Raw genomic sequence first — 15,786 nt, 5'->3', positions numbered from 1 at the left:
TGGTTGCACAGTGATACGAACATACGGTCCCGGGGGGTTGGGTTGGTGACCATGACGGTCACAATCCTGCAGGCCAATGGTCATATTGGGGGACGGTGTACGTGACTCGAACGGTGGGAGGCCGTTACCGGCTGTATGAGTTCGTGGCGGGTGGGGATACCGGTGAGGTGTGGCAGGCGCTCGATCTTGGCACTGACCGTACCGTCGCCGTCAAGCTGCTGTATCCCGACCTGGCCGCGGACCCGCGGCTGGTTGACCGGTTCGTGCGCGCACGTGGCCAGCTCACCATGTTGTGGCATCCGAGCATCGCCCGGCTGCTCGACATCGTGGTGGAAGAGGGGACGCTGGCCCTGGTGACGGACCTGGTGCCCGGGGTCGACCTGGGCCGCCGGCTCGCGCGGGAAGGCCCGCTCGACGCCGGCAGCGCATCCGCGGTGGGGGCCGCGGTGGCGGAGGCGCTGAGCGCCGCGCATCAGCTCGGCGTCGTGCACGGCGACGTCAAACCGTCCAATGTGGTGGTTCCGGCGCGCGGGCAGGGTCCGGCCCGCGTCACCGACTTCTCCGTGATGCTCCTGGTACGCGCGGGGCGCCGCTATCCGGAGCCCTTCGAGCGGCTCAAGTACCGGGCGCCGGAGGTGACGGACGGTGCGGTGCCGGTGCCGCCCAGTGACGTGTACGCGCTCGGCGCGATGCTCGCCGAGATGCTGCCCGGCAACTCGCCGGCGCGGCTGCGGATGATCGCCGACGAGTGCATGCGCGCCGACCCGGGCTCGCGCCCCTCGGCGGCGGAGCTCGGCCACGAGCTCGGCGCGCTGGCCGCCCGGCTGGAGTCGGAGCCGGTACCGGTGGGGCCGCCGGCGCGCGCGGCGATCGGTGCCGGGCCGGCCCGGACCCGTGGCCGGCCCGGTCGGCGGGGACCGGCCTGGCTCTTCGGCAGCCCGGGCCGGATGGCGATCGTGTTCGGCGTGGCGCTGGCGCTGGTGCTCGGCGCGTTCGCGGTGACCCGCGCCTGGGAACCGGCGAGCGACCAGGGTGGCGAGGGCACCCGTACGCCCAGCGGGTCGCCCGGTGGCGCTGCGTCCGCGACCGGCACGTCGAAGGCGCCACCCCTGCCGGCCGCCGCCGGCGCGCACGACCGGGACGGCGGGGTGGCGTACGTCCGGTACTGGTTCACGCTGCTCAACCACGCCCAGCAGACCGGTGACACCTCGCCGGTGAAGGCGGCTGCCGGCCCGGGCTGCCGCGAGTGCGACGTGGTGGTGGAGGCGATCGACACCGCGTACGACGACGGCGGCTCGATGCGCGGTGGCGTGTACGTGGTGCGTGACGTGGCCACCAACGGGCTCTTCACGCTCGACAACCCGATCTACGAGGCGACGGTGGACCGCAGCCCGCGGGCCACGCTCGACCGTACCGGCGTGGAGCGCGACAGCCTGCCCGGGCTGACCGTCGCCAACTGCATGGTGAGCCTCGACTGGACCGACAACCGCTGGCGCGTGGTCGGCGTACCCACGGCGGGCTGCGTCGGCTGACCCCCCGTGATCGACGCTCCCCTCACGTCGCTAGAACGGCTTGAGGGGAGCTTCGATCACGAAGGGGAGCGGCGTAAATCGGTAGCGTGGCAACGAATTGATCTTGTAATGTCGCGGTTACTATGCGTTCCTTACCGGTCGCCGATCCCGGCACGCCCGATCACCGGTCAGCCACCCGATTCCTGTGGTGGCTGGCCGTGCGTACGTGGCCGTCCATGGTGGCCGGCATCGGCTGGGGCGTCGTCTGGATGGTCAGCCAGGCGCTGATGCCGGCGGTGATCGGCAAGGCGGTCGACGCCGGACTCGCCGACCGCGACCGCGGCGCGCTGCTCACCTGGGGCACCGTCCTACTCGGACTCGGCCTGGTCCAGGCGGCCACCGGCATCCTGCGGCACCGCGTCGCCGTCTTCAACTGGCTCGCCGCGGCGTACCGGACGATCCAGCTCACCATCGTCCAGGCCAACCGCCTCGGTGCCACGCTGCCCAAGCGGCTGGCGACCGGCGAGGTGGTCAGCATCGGCACCGCCGACATCAGCCATATCGGCAACGCGCTGGACGTGACCGCGCGCGGCTCCGGCGCGGTGGTCGCCATCGTCACGATCGCCGTGATCCTCTTCAGCACCTCGGTGCCGCTCGGCCTCGTCGTCATCGTCGGCGTGCCGCTGCTCATGGCCCTCGTGGGCGGGCTCATCCGGCCGCTGCACCGCCGCCAGCAGGCGTATCGCGACCAGCAGGCCAGGCTCACCACCCAGGCCGGCGACATCGTCACCGGGCTGCGGGTGCTGCGCGGCGTGGGTGGCGAGGCGACCTTCGCGGCGCGCTACCGGGCCGAGTCCCAGTCGCTGCGATCCGCCGGGGTACGGGTGGCGCGGGTCGAGTCGGTGCTGGAGGCGGCCCAGGTGTTCGTACCGGGCGCGTTCGTGGTGCTGGTCGTGTGGCTGGGCGCCCGGTTCGCGCTGCGCGGCGAGATCACGCCCGGCCAGCTCGTGTCGTTCTACGGGTACGCCTCGTTCCTGATGTTTCCACTGAGGACGATCACGGAGACGATCGACAAGGTGACCCGCGGGCACGTGGCCGCCCGCCGGGTGGTGGCGATGCTGGCGCTGCGGCGCGACCTGGCCGAGCCGGCCCACCCGGCGGCGTTGCCCGGCGGCGCGGGCGACCTCGTCGACGGGGAGTCCGGCGTGGTGGTCCGCCCCGGCCGGCTCACCGCCATCGCCGCCAACACGCCCGAAGACGCGACCGCCATCGCCGACCGCCTCGGCCGCTACGTGGACGGCGAGGTGACGCTCTCCGGCGTACCGCTGCGGGAGCTGCCGCTGGCGACCGTGCGCGAGCGGATCCTGGTGGCCGACAACGACGGGCGCCTCTTCTCCGGACCGCTCCGCGCGGAGCTGGGCGGCGACGACGAGCGGATCGGCGCCGCGCTGGCGGTCGCGAGCGCGACCGACATCGTGGACGCGCTGCCCGACGGGCTGGACACGGTGGTGGCCGAGCGGGGCCGGGAGTTCTCCGGCGGGCAGCAGCAGCGGCTGCGGCTGGTCCGGGCGCTGCTGGCCGACCCGCCGGTGCTGGTGCTGGTCGAGCCGACCAGCGCGGTCGACGCGCACACCGAGGCGCGGATCGCCGAGCGGCTGGGCGCGGCGCGGGCCGGGCGGGCCACGGTGGTCTGCACGACCAGCCCGCTGGTGCTGGACCGCGCCGACCACGTGCTGTTCGTCGAGGACGGGAAGGTGGCCGCCGAGGGTGGCCACCGCGAGCTGCTGGAGACCGAGCCGCGGTACGCCGCGCTGGTGACCCGAGGGGAGGAATCGTGAGTGGGGCGCTGCCGGTCGCGGACGCGCGGCAGGTGCGGCGGTACGCCCGCGCGCTGATGCGCCGGCACCCCGGCGCGCTGGCCGGTGCGATCGGTCTGCACGTGTTCGCCGCGGTCGCCGGCCTGGCCGCACCCCGCCTCATCGGCGACCTGGTGGAGGCGATCGAGCGGGGCACCACCGCGCTGACCGTCGACCGGATCGCGCTGGTCATCGCGGGCTTCGTGGTGGTGCAGGCGGTCGTCACCCGGTTCGCGCACATGGCCTCCGCGCGGCTTGGCGAGCGGGTGCTGGCCGAGCTGCGCGAGGACTTCGTCGACCGGATCCTCGCCATCCCACTCTCTACTGTGGAGCGTGCCGGCACGGGCGACCTGCTGACCCGTACCTCCCGCGACGTCGCGGCGCTGTCGGAGTCGGTGCGCTTCGCGGTGCCGGAGACGCTGATCGCGCTCGCCACGGGCGCCTTCGCGGTCGGCGCGCTGCTGCTGGTCGACCCGCTGCTCGGCCTGCCCTGCCTGATCGTGGTGCCGATCCTCTGGGTGGGCACGCGGTGGTACCTGCGCTACGCGCCCGAGGGCTACCTGCGGGAGAACGCGGCGTACTCGGACATCACCGACGGCATCACCGAGACCGTGGAGGGCTCGCGCACCACCGAGGCGCTGGGCCGGCAGGAGCGCCGCCGGCGCCGCACGGACGAGGACATCCGCCGGCAGTACGCGGCCGAGCGGTACACGCTGCGGCTGCGCACGGTGTGGTGGCCGCTGACCGAGGTGGCGTACGTGGTGCCGGTCGTCGCCACGCTCGTCATGGGCGGCTGGTTCTACCTGGAGGGGTGGGTCACGCTCGGCGAGGTGACCGCCGCGACACTGTACGTGCAGCTGCTCGTCGACCCGCTCGACCGCTTCCTCTCCTGGCTCGACGAGCTCCAGGTGGGCGGCGCCTCGCTGGCCCGGATCCTCGGCGTCTCCGAGGTGCCGGAAGACCGCTCCCCGTCCGGCGTACGGCCCGCCGGCGAGGGGATCGCCGCGCGCGACGTCCGGTACTCCTATGTGGAGGGACGCGACGTGCTGCACGGCGTCTCGCTCGCGGTGGCGCCGGGGGAGCGGCTGGCCATGGTGGGGCCGTCCGGCGCGGGCAAGTCCACGCTCGGCCGGCTGCTCGCCGGCATACACGGGCCGCGTTCCGGCTCGGTCACCGTGGGCGGCGCGCCGCTGGTCGAGCTGCCGCTGGACGAGCTGCGTTCGCACGTCGCGCTGGTCACCCAGGAGCACCACGTCTTCATCGGTACGCTCCGGGAAAACCTGGTGCTGGCCCGGCCCTCCGCCACCGACGAGGGGGTACGGGCCGCGCTGGCCGCGGTCGACGCGCTGGAGTGGACCGACGCCCTGCCGGACGGGCTGGACACGGTCGTGGGCGCCAGCGGCCACCCGCTCTCACCCGCTCAGGCGCAGCAGCTGGCGCTCGCCCGGCTGGTCCTGGCCGACCCGCACACGCTGGTGCTCGACGAGGCGACCTCGCTGATCGACCCGCGGGCCGCCCGTCACCTGGAGCGCTCGCTGGCCGCGGTGCTGGAAGGGCGCACGGTCATCGCGATCGCGCACCGGCTCTTCTCCGCCCACGACGCCGACCGGGTGGCCGTGGTGGAGGACGGCCGGATCACCGAGCTGGGCTCGCACGCCGAGCTGGTGGCGGCCGGTGGCTCGTACGCCGCGCTGTGGCGCAGCTGGCACGGCTCATAGTGCGGTGGCCACTAACCTTTGCCGGCTTCGCCGGGCCCGGGTGACCAGCGGCCGAAGGCCACCGGTCACCCGGTGAACGTTGGTGGCCACCGCAATAGCCCTTCGCCCCGTCCGGCGGCCGGGTCCGGCGGGTCCGGCGGGCGGGTCCGGCGCGGCCGTGCTCGACCCGCCGGTGGTGGCGGATTCGCCTCGTGCGGGCGGGCGACGGAAGCGGCGGAGCGGCTCAGCGGGTCAGGGCCATGAAGGCCAGGAGCAGGACGAGCGCGACCCCGGCGACGGCGAAGATGACCAGCAGGTCCCGGCGGCCGGTGTCCGGAGCGGCCGGGGCGGTGCGGGCGGACTCGGCGGGTAGGTCGCGGGTCACCGCGGCGAGCTCGGCGAGCGTACGAGCCGCGTAGGCGCTGTCGACCCGCTCGGTGAACTCGTCGAGCGAGAGCCGCCCCGCCTCGGTGTGCCGGTGCAGGGCATCCACGACGCGGTGCCGGTCTTCGTCGGACGCCCGCAGCTCGCCGCTCACGGCCGTCCTCGCTTCGCTGCGGGCGACCGCGAGACTCCAAGCGCGCTGTGCCTGATGGTTCGCTCGCTACGCTCGCTCACGGCCGTCCTCGCTTCGCTGCGGGCGACCGCGAGACTCCAAGCGCGCTGTGCCTGATGGTTCGCTCGCTCACGCCGCTCAGGGTAGACCCGGTCAGCTGGAAAGGGGATCCGCCAGCAGGCGCTCGAACGCCAGCTCGGCGGCGCCGATCAGCGTGGCGTCCTCGCCCAGTTGCGGGGTACGCAGGCGGACGTGCTCGCGCGCGACGGTGAGGGCCATCGAGTTGAGCCGGCTGCGCACCTGGGCCGCGGCGGCGAGGTACACGTCGCGGAGCGTGCCACCGAAGATGACCATCTCGGGGTCGAAGATGTTGACCAGGTTGGCCAGGCCGAAGCCGAGCCAGTCGCCGACCTGCCGTACCGCCGCCTGGGCGCTCGCGTCGCCCCGGGAGGCCGCGTCGACCACCGCCAGCGCCGCGCCCCGGCCGCCGTCACCGTCTCGCCCAGCGGCGTTGAGCAGCGCGCGGTCGCCGATCTCGGTCTCCCAGCAGCCGCGCGAGCCGCAGCTGCACGGCCGCCCACCGGGCAGTACCACCATGTGGCCGACCTGGCCGCCGTGCCCGGCGTGGCCGGTCAGCCGGCGCCCACCGACGATGATGCCGGCGTCGACGCCGGCATCACGGTGCAGGTAGATAACGTTGTCGCAACCCACCGCCGCGCCTCTGGCGTGCTCCGCCAGCGCCGCCACGTCGGCCGCGTTGCCGACGACGAGCGGCCGCTCGGCACCGAGCTCGGCGCTGAGCACCGCGCCCAGCGGCTCGGCCACCGCGGCCCGGTCGGTGCCCCCGCTCAGCCCGGCCGTGCCGTCGGCCCGCCGCATCATCCGGGACACCGAGACGCCGCCGCCGACATACACGGCGGTGTCCGGCACGGCCTGCTGCAGGTCCTTGACGAACTCGGCGAGCAGCGGCACCGCCTCCACCGCCGGTAGCCCGGAGGGGCGGTCGTCCGACCGGTGGTCGAGCACCTCGCCGCCGAGCCCCACCCGGGCCGCCTGCAACTGGTCCACCTCGATGCTGAACGCGTAGGCGTACACCCGCTCCGACTCCGGCCGGACGACCAGCGACGGTCGTCCGGCCCGGCCGGTCTCCCGGGGCGCCGCCTCCGTCACCAGGCCGGCGGCGGCCAGGTCGGCGGTCAGCGCCCCGATCGTGCTGCGGTTGAGGCCCAGCTCAGAGGTGAGCTCGGCACGCGAGGTGGGGCCGTGGATGTGCACGTACCGCAGGAGCGCACCGAGGTTTTGCCGGCGTACCTCCTCCTGGCTTGGTCCCGTGCGCATCCGTTGCCCAGCCCTCCCCGACGACGTACGGCGTTACCTGATGCCTGTGGCCGCCGCTCGCCTGCGGGACAGGGCGTCCACACCGGCGGCCAGCAGCAGGACCGAACCGGTGAAGACGAACTTCTGCCCGGAGCTGAGGTTCATCAGGCCCATGCCATTGTCGATCACGGCGATTACCGCGCCGCCGAGGACCGCGTCGAGCACCCGGCCCTTGCCGCCGAAGAGGCTCGTACCGCCGATGACGGCCGCGCCGACGGCGTAGAGCAGCACGCTGCTGCCGCCGGTGTTGGGGTCGACCGAGCGGGCCCGGCTGGCCGCGATGATGCCGCCGATCGCCGCCATGAACGAGCAGATCATGAAGACCGAAATGCGGATCCGGTCGACGTTGATGCCGGCCCGGCGCGCCGCCTCGCGGTTGCCGCCCACGGCGTAGATGTGCCGGCCGTACGCGGTGCGCCGCAGCACGAACGTCCACACGATCAGCAGGACCGCGATGATCGGCACCACGATCGGCACGCCCTTGAGCGAGTTGAACGCCGGGTTGACGCTGCGCTCGATGTTCAGGAAGTACACGGCGAGGGCGAGGATGAGGGCCAGCCCGGCGATCCTGCCGAGCACCACGAGCACCGGTTCGGTGACGAGGTTTCGCTGCTGCCGCCGGCGCAGGCTCATCAGCTGGACCACCGCGTACCCGCCGGCGATCAGCAGCACGAGCAGCCAGCCCAGCCAGGGCGGGAGGTTGCGGTTTTCGATCGCCACGATCACTTCGTCGCCGATCGAGACGTTGGTGCCGCCCTTGATGAGCAGCAGCACCGTGCCCTGGAACGCGAGGAACGCGGCGAGCGTCACGACGAAGGACGGGATGCCGACCTTGGCGACCAGGAAGCCGAGCACGGTGCCGATCACGACGCCGGTGACGAGCGCGGCGATGACCGCCATGTACCACGGGTAGCCGTGGATGGAGACGAGCTGGGCGAGCACCGCCGCGCAGACGCCGCTGGCGAACCCGGCCGAGAGGTCGATCTCGCCGAGCAGCAGCACGAAGATCAGGCCCATGGCGATCACCGCGACCGCCGCACCCTGGGTGAACAGGTTGGCGAAGTTGCCGGCGGAGAAGAACGCCGGCCGCATGATGCCGAAGAAGACACAGAGAACGACCAGGCCGAGCACCGCGGGCAGCGCGCCCAGATCCCCGCCGCGGATCCGTGCGAAGTAGTCCCGGACGATGCTCGTCACCGTCGGCTTGGGCGTCACGGCCGCCGGCTCTATATGTTGCGCCGTGATGGTGGTCATTCCTTGGCTCCCGGGATGGTCGGTTCCATGAGCTCGGCGCCGTTTTCCGCCGGGGGCGTGCCGAGGTTGCCGCTGCGCCCGGCGGTGATCAGCTCGACCACCTGCGCGTGCGTCACGTCGGTCGTGCGTACCTGGGCGACCATGCGGCCGAGGTAGAGGGCAGCGATGTTGTCCGAGACCGCGAAGACGTCGTTCATGTTGTGCGAGATCAGGACGACGGCGAGGCCGTGGTCGGCCAGCCGCCGGACCAGCTCGAGCACCTGGGCGGTCTGTGCCACGCCGAGCGCCGCGGTCGGCTCGTCCAGGATGACCAGCTTGCTGTTCCAGAGCACGGCCTTGGCGATCGCCACCGTCTGCCGCTGGCCGCCGGAGAGGCTGGCGACGAGCTGGCGCAGCGACTTCACCGTACGCACGGAGAGGCCGGCGAGGGTCTCGGCCGCCATCTGCTCCATGGTCGGCTCGTCCAGCACGAGGCCGGAGCGCTTTTCCCGCCCCAGGAACATGTTTTGCACGATGTCGAGGTTGTCGCAGAGTGCCAGGTCCTGGTAGACGACCTCGATGCCGAGCGTGGCGGCGTCCCGCGGACCGTGGATGTGGACCGGGTTGCCCTCGAAGAGGAACTCGCCCTCGTCGCTCGGATAGATCCCGCTGATGCACTTCACCAGCGTCGACTTGCCGGCGCCGTTGTCACCGACGAGCGCGGTGACCTCGCCGGGCGGTACGGAAAAATCCACGTCTTGCAGGACCTGTACGGGGCCGAACCGCTTCACGATCCCGCGCGCTTCAAGCAGCGGTGTCACGGTGCCATCTCCTTAGCTTGACCTAGGGCATACCGGCGCCGACCGATTGGGTGGCGTCGATATGCCCTAGATCGACCGTATCTCAGGTCAGCTGATACCGGCCTGCGTGCAGGCGGCGGCGAAGCTGCCCGTGCACAGCTCTTCCTTGGTGACGAAGCCGTCGGCGACGACGTCCTTCACGTTTTCCTTGGTGATCGCGACCGGGGTCAGCAGCACCGACGGCACGTCCCGGCCACCCTCGGGGTCCTTGACCGTCTGCGAGGTGGTCTTCTTCTCGCCCTTGGCCAGGCCGATCGCCAGCTCGGCGGCCGCGTCGGCCTCCTTCTTGATCGCCTTGTAGACGGTCATGCACTGGTCGCCCGCGAGGATGTTCTGCAGGCCCTGCACGGTGGCGTCCTGGCCGGTGACCGGGACCTTACCGTTCAGCTTGTTCTTCTTGAGGATGGAGATCACCGCGTTGCCGAGGCCGTCGTTGGCGGCCAGCACGCCGTTGATCTTGCCGCCGGTCTGGGTCAGCATCTGCTCGAAGATCGTGCCGGCCTGGGTGTTGTTCCAGTCGGGCACCCACTGGTCCGGACCCTGCGTGTACTCGCCGGCGTCGTACTTCGGCTTGAGGACCGAGTCGTACCCCTGCTTGAAGAGGGTCGCGTTGTTGTCGGTCTGCGAGCCGTTGAGCTCGGCCACGACCGGCTTCTGCGCGTTGGCGGCGGTCAGGCAGTTGACCAGGCCCTCGCCCTGGAGCTTGCCGACGGCCACGTTGTCGAAGCTGACGTAGTACTCGGCGGAGCCGCCCAGCGTCAGCCGGTCGTAGTCGATCGTGGCGACACCCTGCGACTTGGCCTTGTCGAGAACGGCCTTGCCGGTGCCGGAGTCGAGGTTGACGATCATGAGGACCGTCGCGCCGTTGGTGATCATCTGGTCGGCCAGGGTCTGGAACGTGTTCTTGTCGCCCTGGGCGTTCTGGATGTCGTACTGCACGTTGGCGGCCTTGAAGGCCTCTTCGAGGTACTTGCGGTCAGCCGTCTCCCAGCGGTCCGAGGACGCGCTGTCGGGCAGGATCACGCCGATCTTCGGAGTCTTGCCGCCACCGTTGCTGCCGGAGCCCGCGTCACTGCCGGAGTCGTCGCCACACGCGGCGAGCGACCCCAGTGCCAGGACGCTGGCGGTGGCGATGGAGAGGATCCCTTTGCGCATTGCATGGGCCCTTTCATCGAAAAAGTGGGTGTGGTGGGTTTTCGCGCGTCGAGGCGCGGTGAGCGTCGTGGGCACGTACTTTTGTTGTGCCCGGCAACGTATTGCGGCACAGCGTGATCGCACAAGACCGCCGACGTCACGAGTTTGTTGGCGGCGATAACAATTCAGCAACGCGATCGACATGTGCCCGTTCGCCGATCATGTCCGACTTGATCATCAGCCACTTTAGCCCCACTACTGGGGCAAAAGGGGCAAATCCGATCAGTCGCGGATGGTGGCGACGGTGGCCGCGGTGAGCCGCACCAGGTCGTGCGGCGAAAGCTCCACCTGAAGGCCCCTCCGACCTGCGGAAACGTAGATCGTCTCGTGGTCGGTGGCGGTCGCGTCGACGACCGTGGGGAGGCGCTTGCGCTGCCCGAGCGGGCTGATCCCGCCCCGCACGTATCCCGTGGTGCGCTCGGCCACCGCCCGGTCGGCCAGTACGGCCCGCTTGCCACCGGCCGCGGCGGCGAGTGCCTTGAGGTCGAGGTCGCCGGTGACCGGTACGACCGCCACGGTCAGCGCGCCGTCCACCTCGGTGACCAGCGTCTTGAAGACCCGCTCCGCCGGTACGCCGAGCGCGGCCGCCACCTCGGCACCGTAGTTGGGCGAGTCGGGCGACACCGAGTACGGATGGGTGGTGTGCGCGACCTTCCGCTTGTGCAGAAGCGACGTCGCCGGTGTGCCCTGACCTGCCACGACTGCGAAGACTACCGCCGCTCCCGGATGGCGTGGGCGACCTGCCGCGCGGTCCGGTCGGGATGGCGCAGCACGTCGTCCGCCGTAAACCGCAGGACCAGCCAGCCCGCGGCGCGCAGCGCGTTGAGACGGTGGACGTCCTGCCGGAAGCGGTCGCGCTCGCGGTGATGGTCGCCCTCGTACTCGATCGCGATGCGCCACCCCGGGTACGCCAGGTCGGCGCGGCCGAGTAGGCGCCCTTTCGAGTTGAAGATCTCGTGCTGAGCCACGGGACGGGGGAGGCCGGCATCGACGATCAGCAGCCGCAGCCGGCTCTCCATCGGCGACTCGGTCAGCGGCTCGGCCAGCGCCAGCACCTCGCGCAGTCGCGGCATGCCGCGCCATCTGGACCGTCCGGCGGCGTAGTCGATCAGTTTCGGCAGCGTCACCATCTGCTTGCCCAGCAGGGCATCCACCGCCACGACGGCTTCCACGCGGGGCAGTGAGCGGGCGACGTCGAAGGCGGTGCGCAGCGGTGTGGTGACCGCCAGGCCGTCAAGCCGGGCGACGTCGTCCGGCGGCAGGTTCGACCGGACGATCCGCAGCCGCGGATGTGGCTTCGGCCTGATCGCACGGGGCAGGACCATCGTGACGGGCTCATGCGCGTCGACGAGCCCGGCGCCCCAGAGATATGCCGCGCTCAGCCCGCCGATCGCGCCGCCTTCCGGCAGCAGCAGCGCGGCCGCGTCGCACCACGTGCCGTGGTCGGCCCGCTGGAAGGCGTCGACGTGGACGTAGACGTCGGGCAGCATCGGCTGCCAGGCCGGACCCGCGAGCATCCGGCGGGTCACCAGGCCGGCCGCCACGGCGTCGCGCCCACGAAACGGCGAATAGCGCAACTGCGCGGGCACGCGCGGCAGCCGAACCACGGCGAGATGATGCCCGATCCCGCCGCCCGGCGCTGCCCCTTCGACCAGCGGTACCACAGATACCTTATGGCGCCGCCATTAGGTACTTGTGGTACCGCTGGTGGGTGAGCCGATCAACGCTACCGGGGCGCCGGCGACCCGGGTGAGGACCAGGGACGCCGCCGCCGGGCCGGAGAGGCGCAGGTCGCGGCGGAGCCGGTCGGGGTCCAGAGCGGAGCCGCGCTTGAGGATCTCCAGGCGGCCGACGCCCCGGGCGCGGAGCAGGGCCCGCAAGCGTTTCAGGGAGAAGGGCAGCACTTCTTCGATCTCGATGCACCGGGCGTAGGGGGTCGGCACGGGCGTGTCGGCGTAGACATAGGCGATCTCCGGGTCGGCGAGGTGGCCGCCGATGAGCGCCGCGAACTCAGCGACCAGGTGCGCCCGCACCACCGCCCCGTCCGGGTCGAAGAGGTAGCGACCCACCGGACCCACCGGCGCCCGCGCGTCGCCCGTGCCGGTGAGCTCGCCGGCCCCGACCAGCGTGGCCCGGCGCGGCACCTCGGCGAGCGGCCCGCACCAGAACGCCGCCTCCACCACCTCGGCCCGCACGCTCACCCACTCCGCCTCCGCACCGGGCGGGATCAGCGCGTGGTCGATCCCGGGCGCCAGCTTGAGCACCGTGCGCGCCACGCGTGCGGGCAGCGCCGCGACGAAGTCCCACGGCGGCGAGTAGGCCGCGGGGTCGAAGACCCGCCGCCCGTCCCGCCGCCGCGCCGGGTCGCAGAAGACCGCGTCCACGCCGGACAGGTCGGCCGCCGTGGCGTCGCCGGCTGTCACCGTGATCCCGGCCAGCCCCAGCACCTCGGCGTTCGCGGCGGCCACCGCCGCGGTGCCCGGGTCGGCTTCCCAGGCGTACACGGTGATGCCGGAGCGCGCGGCGGCGATCGCGTCCGCGCCGATGCCGCAACCAAGGTCGGCGAGCGTGCGCACCCCGGCGGCGCGCAGCCGGGCGGCGCGGCGCGTGGCCACCGCGGACCGCGTCGCCTGCTCCAGCCCCGCGCGGGTGAAGAACATCCGGCCGGCGTCCGCGCCGAACTTGCCGGCCGCCCGCCGCCGCAGGTCGGCCTGGGTGAGCGCGGCGGCGGCCAGGCCGGCGGGCACGCCGGAGGAGCGGAGCGCGGCCGCCGCGGCCAGTGGATCGCCGCCGGCCAGCTCGGCCGCCGTGGTCAGGGCCTTCACCCCGTCGGGGGTACGCAGAGCGGCGAGCTGTCCAGCGTGCACCGCCCGATTGTCGGCCGTGGCCGCCGGTCAGTGTGCGGTGGGCTCGACCACGCAATCCGGGCCGGGGAAGACCAGGCTCTCGTGGCCGTCCGGGAAGCGGACGAGGTAGGGCGGCTGGCCGTCGTCACCGCGGACCTCGACGATCTCGGCGATCCGGTCGCTGGCGCCGACCGTGTTGCTGTGCACGTGCAAGCGGTCACCGACTGTGGCCTGCATGTCATCGCCTCCGCGCGGTTGGGCTGCGGGGTACTCCCCCCGACCATGCCGCAAATCGCGCCGGCGCGCCATTGGTTCGGGGGCACGCTGGCACTCTCCTTGACGGAGTGCTAGCCACCGGCATAACCTGCGGGTTAGCACTCTCAAACTGAGGGTGCCAGCTCTCGGGCACGCCGGCACCCGCGACGACGGCACCGCCCGGTGGCATGAGGCATCAGTATGACCGCCATCCGGAGTGATCCGGGTGGCTACCAGACCAGTACCCCAGGAGGGTATGCCCGTGACTACCGCGACCAAGGTTGCGATCAAGCCGCTCGAGGACCGCATTCTGGTCCAGGCGAATGAGGCTGAGACCACCACGGCGTCGGGCATCGTGATCCCCGACACCGCCAAGGAGAAGCCGCAGGAGGGCACCGTCCTCGCTGTCGGCCCCGGCCGCGTCGACGACAAGGGCAACCGGATTCCGGTTGACGTCAAGGTCGGCGACACGGTCATCTACTCGAAGTACGGTGGCACCGAGGTCAAGTACGCCGGCGAGGAGTACCTGGTGCTCTCCGCCCGCGACGTCCTCGCTGTCATCGAGAAGTGACTGACTGAACCGCTGACACCGCCCCGGGCCGGTTCCACGGTCCGGGGCGTGCTGCCCTGAAGGGACTTAAATGGCGAAGATCCTGAGTTTCTCGGATGACGCCCGGCACCAGCTCGAGCACGGTGTCAACGCGCTGGCGGACGCGGTCAAGGTCACTCTCGGTCCGCGCGGGCGCAACGTCGTGCTGGACAAGAAGTTCGGCGCCCCGACGATCACGAACGACGGCGTGACGATCGCCAAGGAGATCGAGCTCGCCAACCCGTACGAGAACCTCGGCGCGCAGCTGGTCAAGGAGGTGGCGACGAAGACCAACGACGTCGCCGGCGACGGGACCACCACCGCGACCGTGCTCGCCCAGGCGATGGTGCGCGAGGGCCTGCGCAACGTGGCCGCCGGCGCCAACCCGGCCGGCCTCAAGCGCGGCATCGACACCGCCGCCGAGGCCGTGTCGAAGGCGCTGCTCGACAAGGCGATCGAGGTCGCCGACAAGCGCTCCATCGCGCACGTCGCCACGATCTCGGCGCAGGACGCCGCGATCGGTGACCTGATCGCCGAGGCGATGGAGAAGGTCGGCCGCGACGGTGTCATCACCGTCGAGGAGGGCTCCACCCTGGCCACCGAGCTCGAGGTCACCGAGGGCCTCCAGTTCGACAAGGGCTTCATCTCCCCGCACTTCGTGACCGACCCGGACGCGCAGGAGTCGGTGCTCGAAGACGCGTACGTGCTGATCACGACGCAGAAGATCTCCTCGGTGGAGGAGCTGCTGCCGCTGCTGGAGAAGGTGCTCCAGGCCAGCAAGCCGCTCCTGATCATCGCGGAGGACGTCGAGGGCCAGGCGCTGGCCACGCTGGTGGTCAACGCGATCCGCAAGACCTTCAAGGTCTGCGCGGTCAAGGCCCCCGGCTTCGGCGACCGCCGCAAGGCGATGCTCCAGGACATGGCCATCCTCACCGGTGGTGAGGTGGTCGCGCCCGAGCTCGGGTACAAGCTCGACTCGGTCGGCCTGGAGGTGCTGGGCAGCGCCCGGCGCATCGTCGTCGACAAGGACAACACCACGGTCATCGAGGGCGGCGGCAACGGCGCCGAGGTCGCCGACCGGGTCTCGCAGATCCGCAAGGAGATCGAGGCTTCGGACTCCGACTGGGACCGGGAGAAGCTCGCCGAGCGGCTGGCCAAGCTCTCCGGTGGCATCGCGGTGATCAAGGCCGGCGGCGCGACCGACGTCGAGCTCAAGGAGCGCAAGCACCGCATCGAGGACGCCATCTCGGCGACCAAGGCGGCGGTCGAGGAGGGTACCGTGCCGGGCGGCGGCGCCGCGCTGGTGCAGGTGGCCTCGGCGCTCGACGGCGGGCTGGGCCAGACCGGCGACGAGGCGACCGGCGTGTCGATCGTCCGCAAGGCGCTGGACGAGCCGCTGCGCTGGATCGCCCAGAACGCCGGCCACGACGGCTACGTCGTGGTGAACAAGGTGCGCGCCAACGACTGGGGCTTCGGCCTCGACGCGGCCATCGGCGACTACGTCGACCTGGCCGGTTCCGGCATCATCGACCCGGTCAAGGTGACCCGCAACGCGGTCTCCAACGCCGCGTCGATCGCCGGTCTCCTGCTCACCACCGAGAGCCTGGTGGTGGAAAAGCCGGAGAAGCCCGAGCCGGCCCCGGCCGGTGGCCACGGCCACGGCCACGGGCACCAGCACGGACCCGGGTTCTAGAGCCTGTGATCAAAGCTCCCCTCAAGTCGTTAGAACGGCTTGAGGGGAGCTTTGATCATCCTGAGTCGACGGCGGCCCCCGCCATTACGGGTGCCTTACGTGGGCTCCTGCCGCGGCCG

The 15,786-nt window shown here is 71.7% G+C and carries 14 protein-coding genes; 5 read left to right on the top strand and 9 right to left on the bottom strand.

Translation table 11 applies throughout. The features are described from left to right. Positions 1 to 101 precede the first annotated feature (101 nt). From RB614_RS02095 to RB614_RS02085, 3 genes are all read left to right on the top strand, one after another. Positions 102 to 1,532 carry a serine/threonine protein kinase gene (locus RB614_RS02095; RefSeq protein WP_308710595.1) on the top strand — a complete coding sequence of 477 codons (1,431 nt, stop codon included), beginning with the start codon at positions 102 to 104 and terminating at the stop codon, positions 1,530 to 1,532. A gap of 122 nt (positions 1,533 to 1,654) precedes the next feature. Continuing rightward, on the top strand, positions 1,655 to 3,349 hold the full coding sequence (locus RB614_RS02090; protein WP_308710594.1) for an ABC transporter ATP-binding protein: 1,695 nt from the start codon (positions 1,655 to 1,657) through the stop codon (positions 3,347 to 3,349). Next, positions 3,346 to 5,085 carry an ABC transporter ATP-binding protein gene (locus RB614_RS02085; RefSeq protein WP_308710593.1) on the top strand — a complete coding sequence of 580 codons (1,740 nt, stop codon included), beginning with the start codon at positions 3,346 to 3,348 and terminating at the stop codon, positions 5,083 to 5,085. The genes RB614_RS02090 and RB614_RS02085 overlap by 4 nt, the downstream gene beginning before the upstream one ends. A gap of 223 nt (positions 5,086 to 5,308) precedes the next feature. On the opposite strand, the gene RB614_RS02080 is transcribed toward RB614_RS02085, so the two are convergent. The 9 genes from RB614_RS02080 to RB614_RS02040 all read right to left on the bottom strand — a co-directional run bounded on the left by RB614_RS02080 (position 5,309) and on the right by RB614_RS02040 (position 13,367). Next, positions 5,309 to 5,602, bottom strand: a complete 294-nt coding sequence (locus tag RB614_RS02080) for a DUF1707 SHOCT-like domain-containing protein (RefSeq protein WP_308710592.1) — start codon at positions 5,600 to 5,602, stop codon at positions 5,309 to 5,311. Positions 5,603 to 5,773: 171 nt separating this feature from the next. After that, positions 5,774 to 6,958, bottom strand: a complete 1,185-nt coding sequence (locus tag RB614_RS02075) for an ROK family transcriptional regulator (RefSeq protein WP_308710590.1) — start codon at positions 6,956 to 6,958, stop codon at positions 5,774 to 5,776. 33 nt (positions 6,959 to 6,991) lie between these two features. Beyond that, entirely contained in the window at positions 6,992 to 8,251 is a 1,260-nt protein-coding gene (locus RB614_RS02070) for a sugar ABC transporter permease (protein WP_308710589.1), read from the bottom strand. Then, complete coding sequence (locus RB614_RS02065) at positions 8,248 to 9,051, bottom strand: ATP-binding cassette domain-containing protein (RefSeq protein WP_308710588.1); 804 nt, start codon at positions 9,049 to 9,051, stop codon at positions 8,248 to 8,250. The genes RB614_RS02070 and RB614_RS02065 overlap by 4 nt, the downstream gene beginning before the upstream one ends. Before the next feature lie 87 nt (positions 9,052 to 9,138). After that, positions 9,139 to 10,245: a sugar ABC transporter substrate-binding protein gene (locus tag RB614_RS02060; protein WP_308710587.1), complete on the bottom strand. Its 1,107-nt coding sequence runs from the start codon at positions 10,243 to 10,245 to the stop codon at positions 9,139 to 9,141. 261 nt (positions 10,246 to 10,506) lie between these two features. Then, a complete protein-coding gene (ybaK, locus tag RB614_RS02055) occupies positions 10,507 to 10,983 on the bottom strand; it encodes a Cys-tRNA(Pro) deacylase (protein WP_308710586.1) in 477 nt (158 codons plus the stop codon). Positions 10,984 to 10,994: 11 nt separating this feature from the next. Then, positions 10,995 to 11,891 (bottom strand): type IV toxin-antitoxin system AbiEi family antitoxin, encoded by an 897-nt coding sequence (locus tag RB614_RS02050; RefSeq protein ID WP_308710585.1) that lies wholly within the window; start codon positions 11,889 to 11,891, stop codon positions 10,995 to 10,997. A gap of 78 nt (positions 11,892 to 11,969) precedes the next feature. Beyond that, a complete protein-coding gene (locus tag RB614_RS02045; RefSeq protein ID WP_308710584.1) occupies positions 11,970 to 13,151 on the bottom strand; it encodes a THUMP-like domain-containing protein in 1,182 nt (393 codons plus the stop codon). A 27-nt stretch (positions 13,152 to 13,178) separates the two neighbouring features. Continuing rightward, positions 13,179 to 13,367: a DUF1918 domain-containing protein gene (locus RB614_RS02040; RefSeq protein ID WP_308710583.1), complete on the bottom strand. Its 189-nt coding sequence runs from the start codon at positions 13,365 to 13,367 to the stop codon at positions 13,179 to 13,181. A gap of 274 nt (positions 13,368 to 13,641) precedes the next feature. Between RB614_RS02040 and groES the strand changes: the two genes are divergently transcribed. Continuing rightward, complete coding sequence (groES, locus tag RB614_RS02035; protein WP_089012574.1) at positions 13,642 to 13,956, top strand: co-chaperone GroES; 315 nt, start codon at positions 13,642 to 13,644, stop codon at positions 13,954 to 13,956. Positions 13,957 to 14,026: 70 nt separating this feature from the next. Further along, entirely contained in the window at positions 14,027 to 15,667 is a 1,641-nt protein-coding gene (groL, locus tag RB614_RS02030; RefSeq protein ID WP_308710582.1) for a chaperonin GroEL, read from the top strand. Positions 15,668 to 15,786 lie beyond the last annotated feature (119 nt).

This window comes from Phytohabitans maris (genome assembly GCF_031085175.1).
In the GTDB taxonomy this organism is placed as follows: Bacteria; Actinomycetota; Actinomycetes; order Mycobacteriales; family Micromonosporaceae; genus Phytohabitans; species Phytohabitans maris.
Note: the sequence above shows the minus strand (reverse complement) of the source record. Positions and strands in the feature narration are given on the sequence as shown.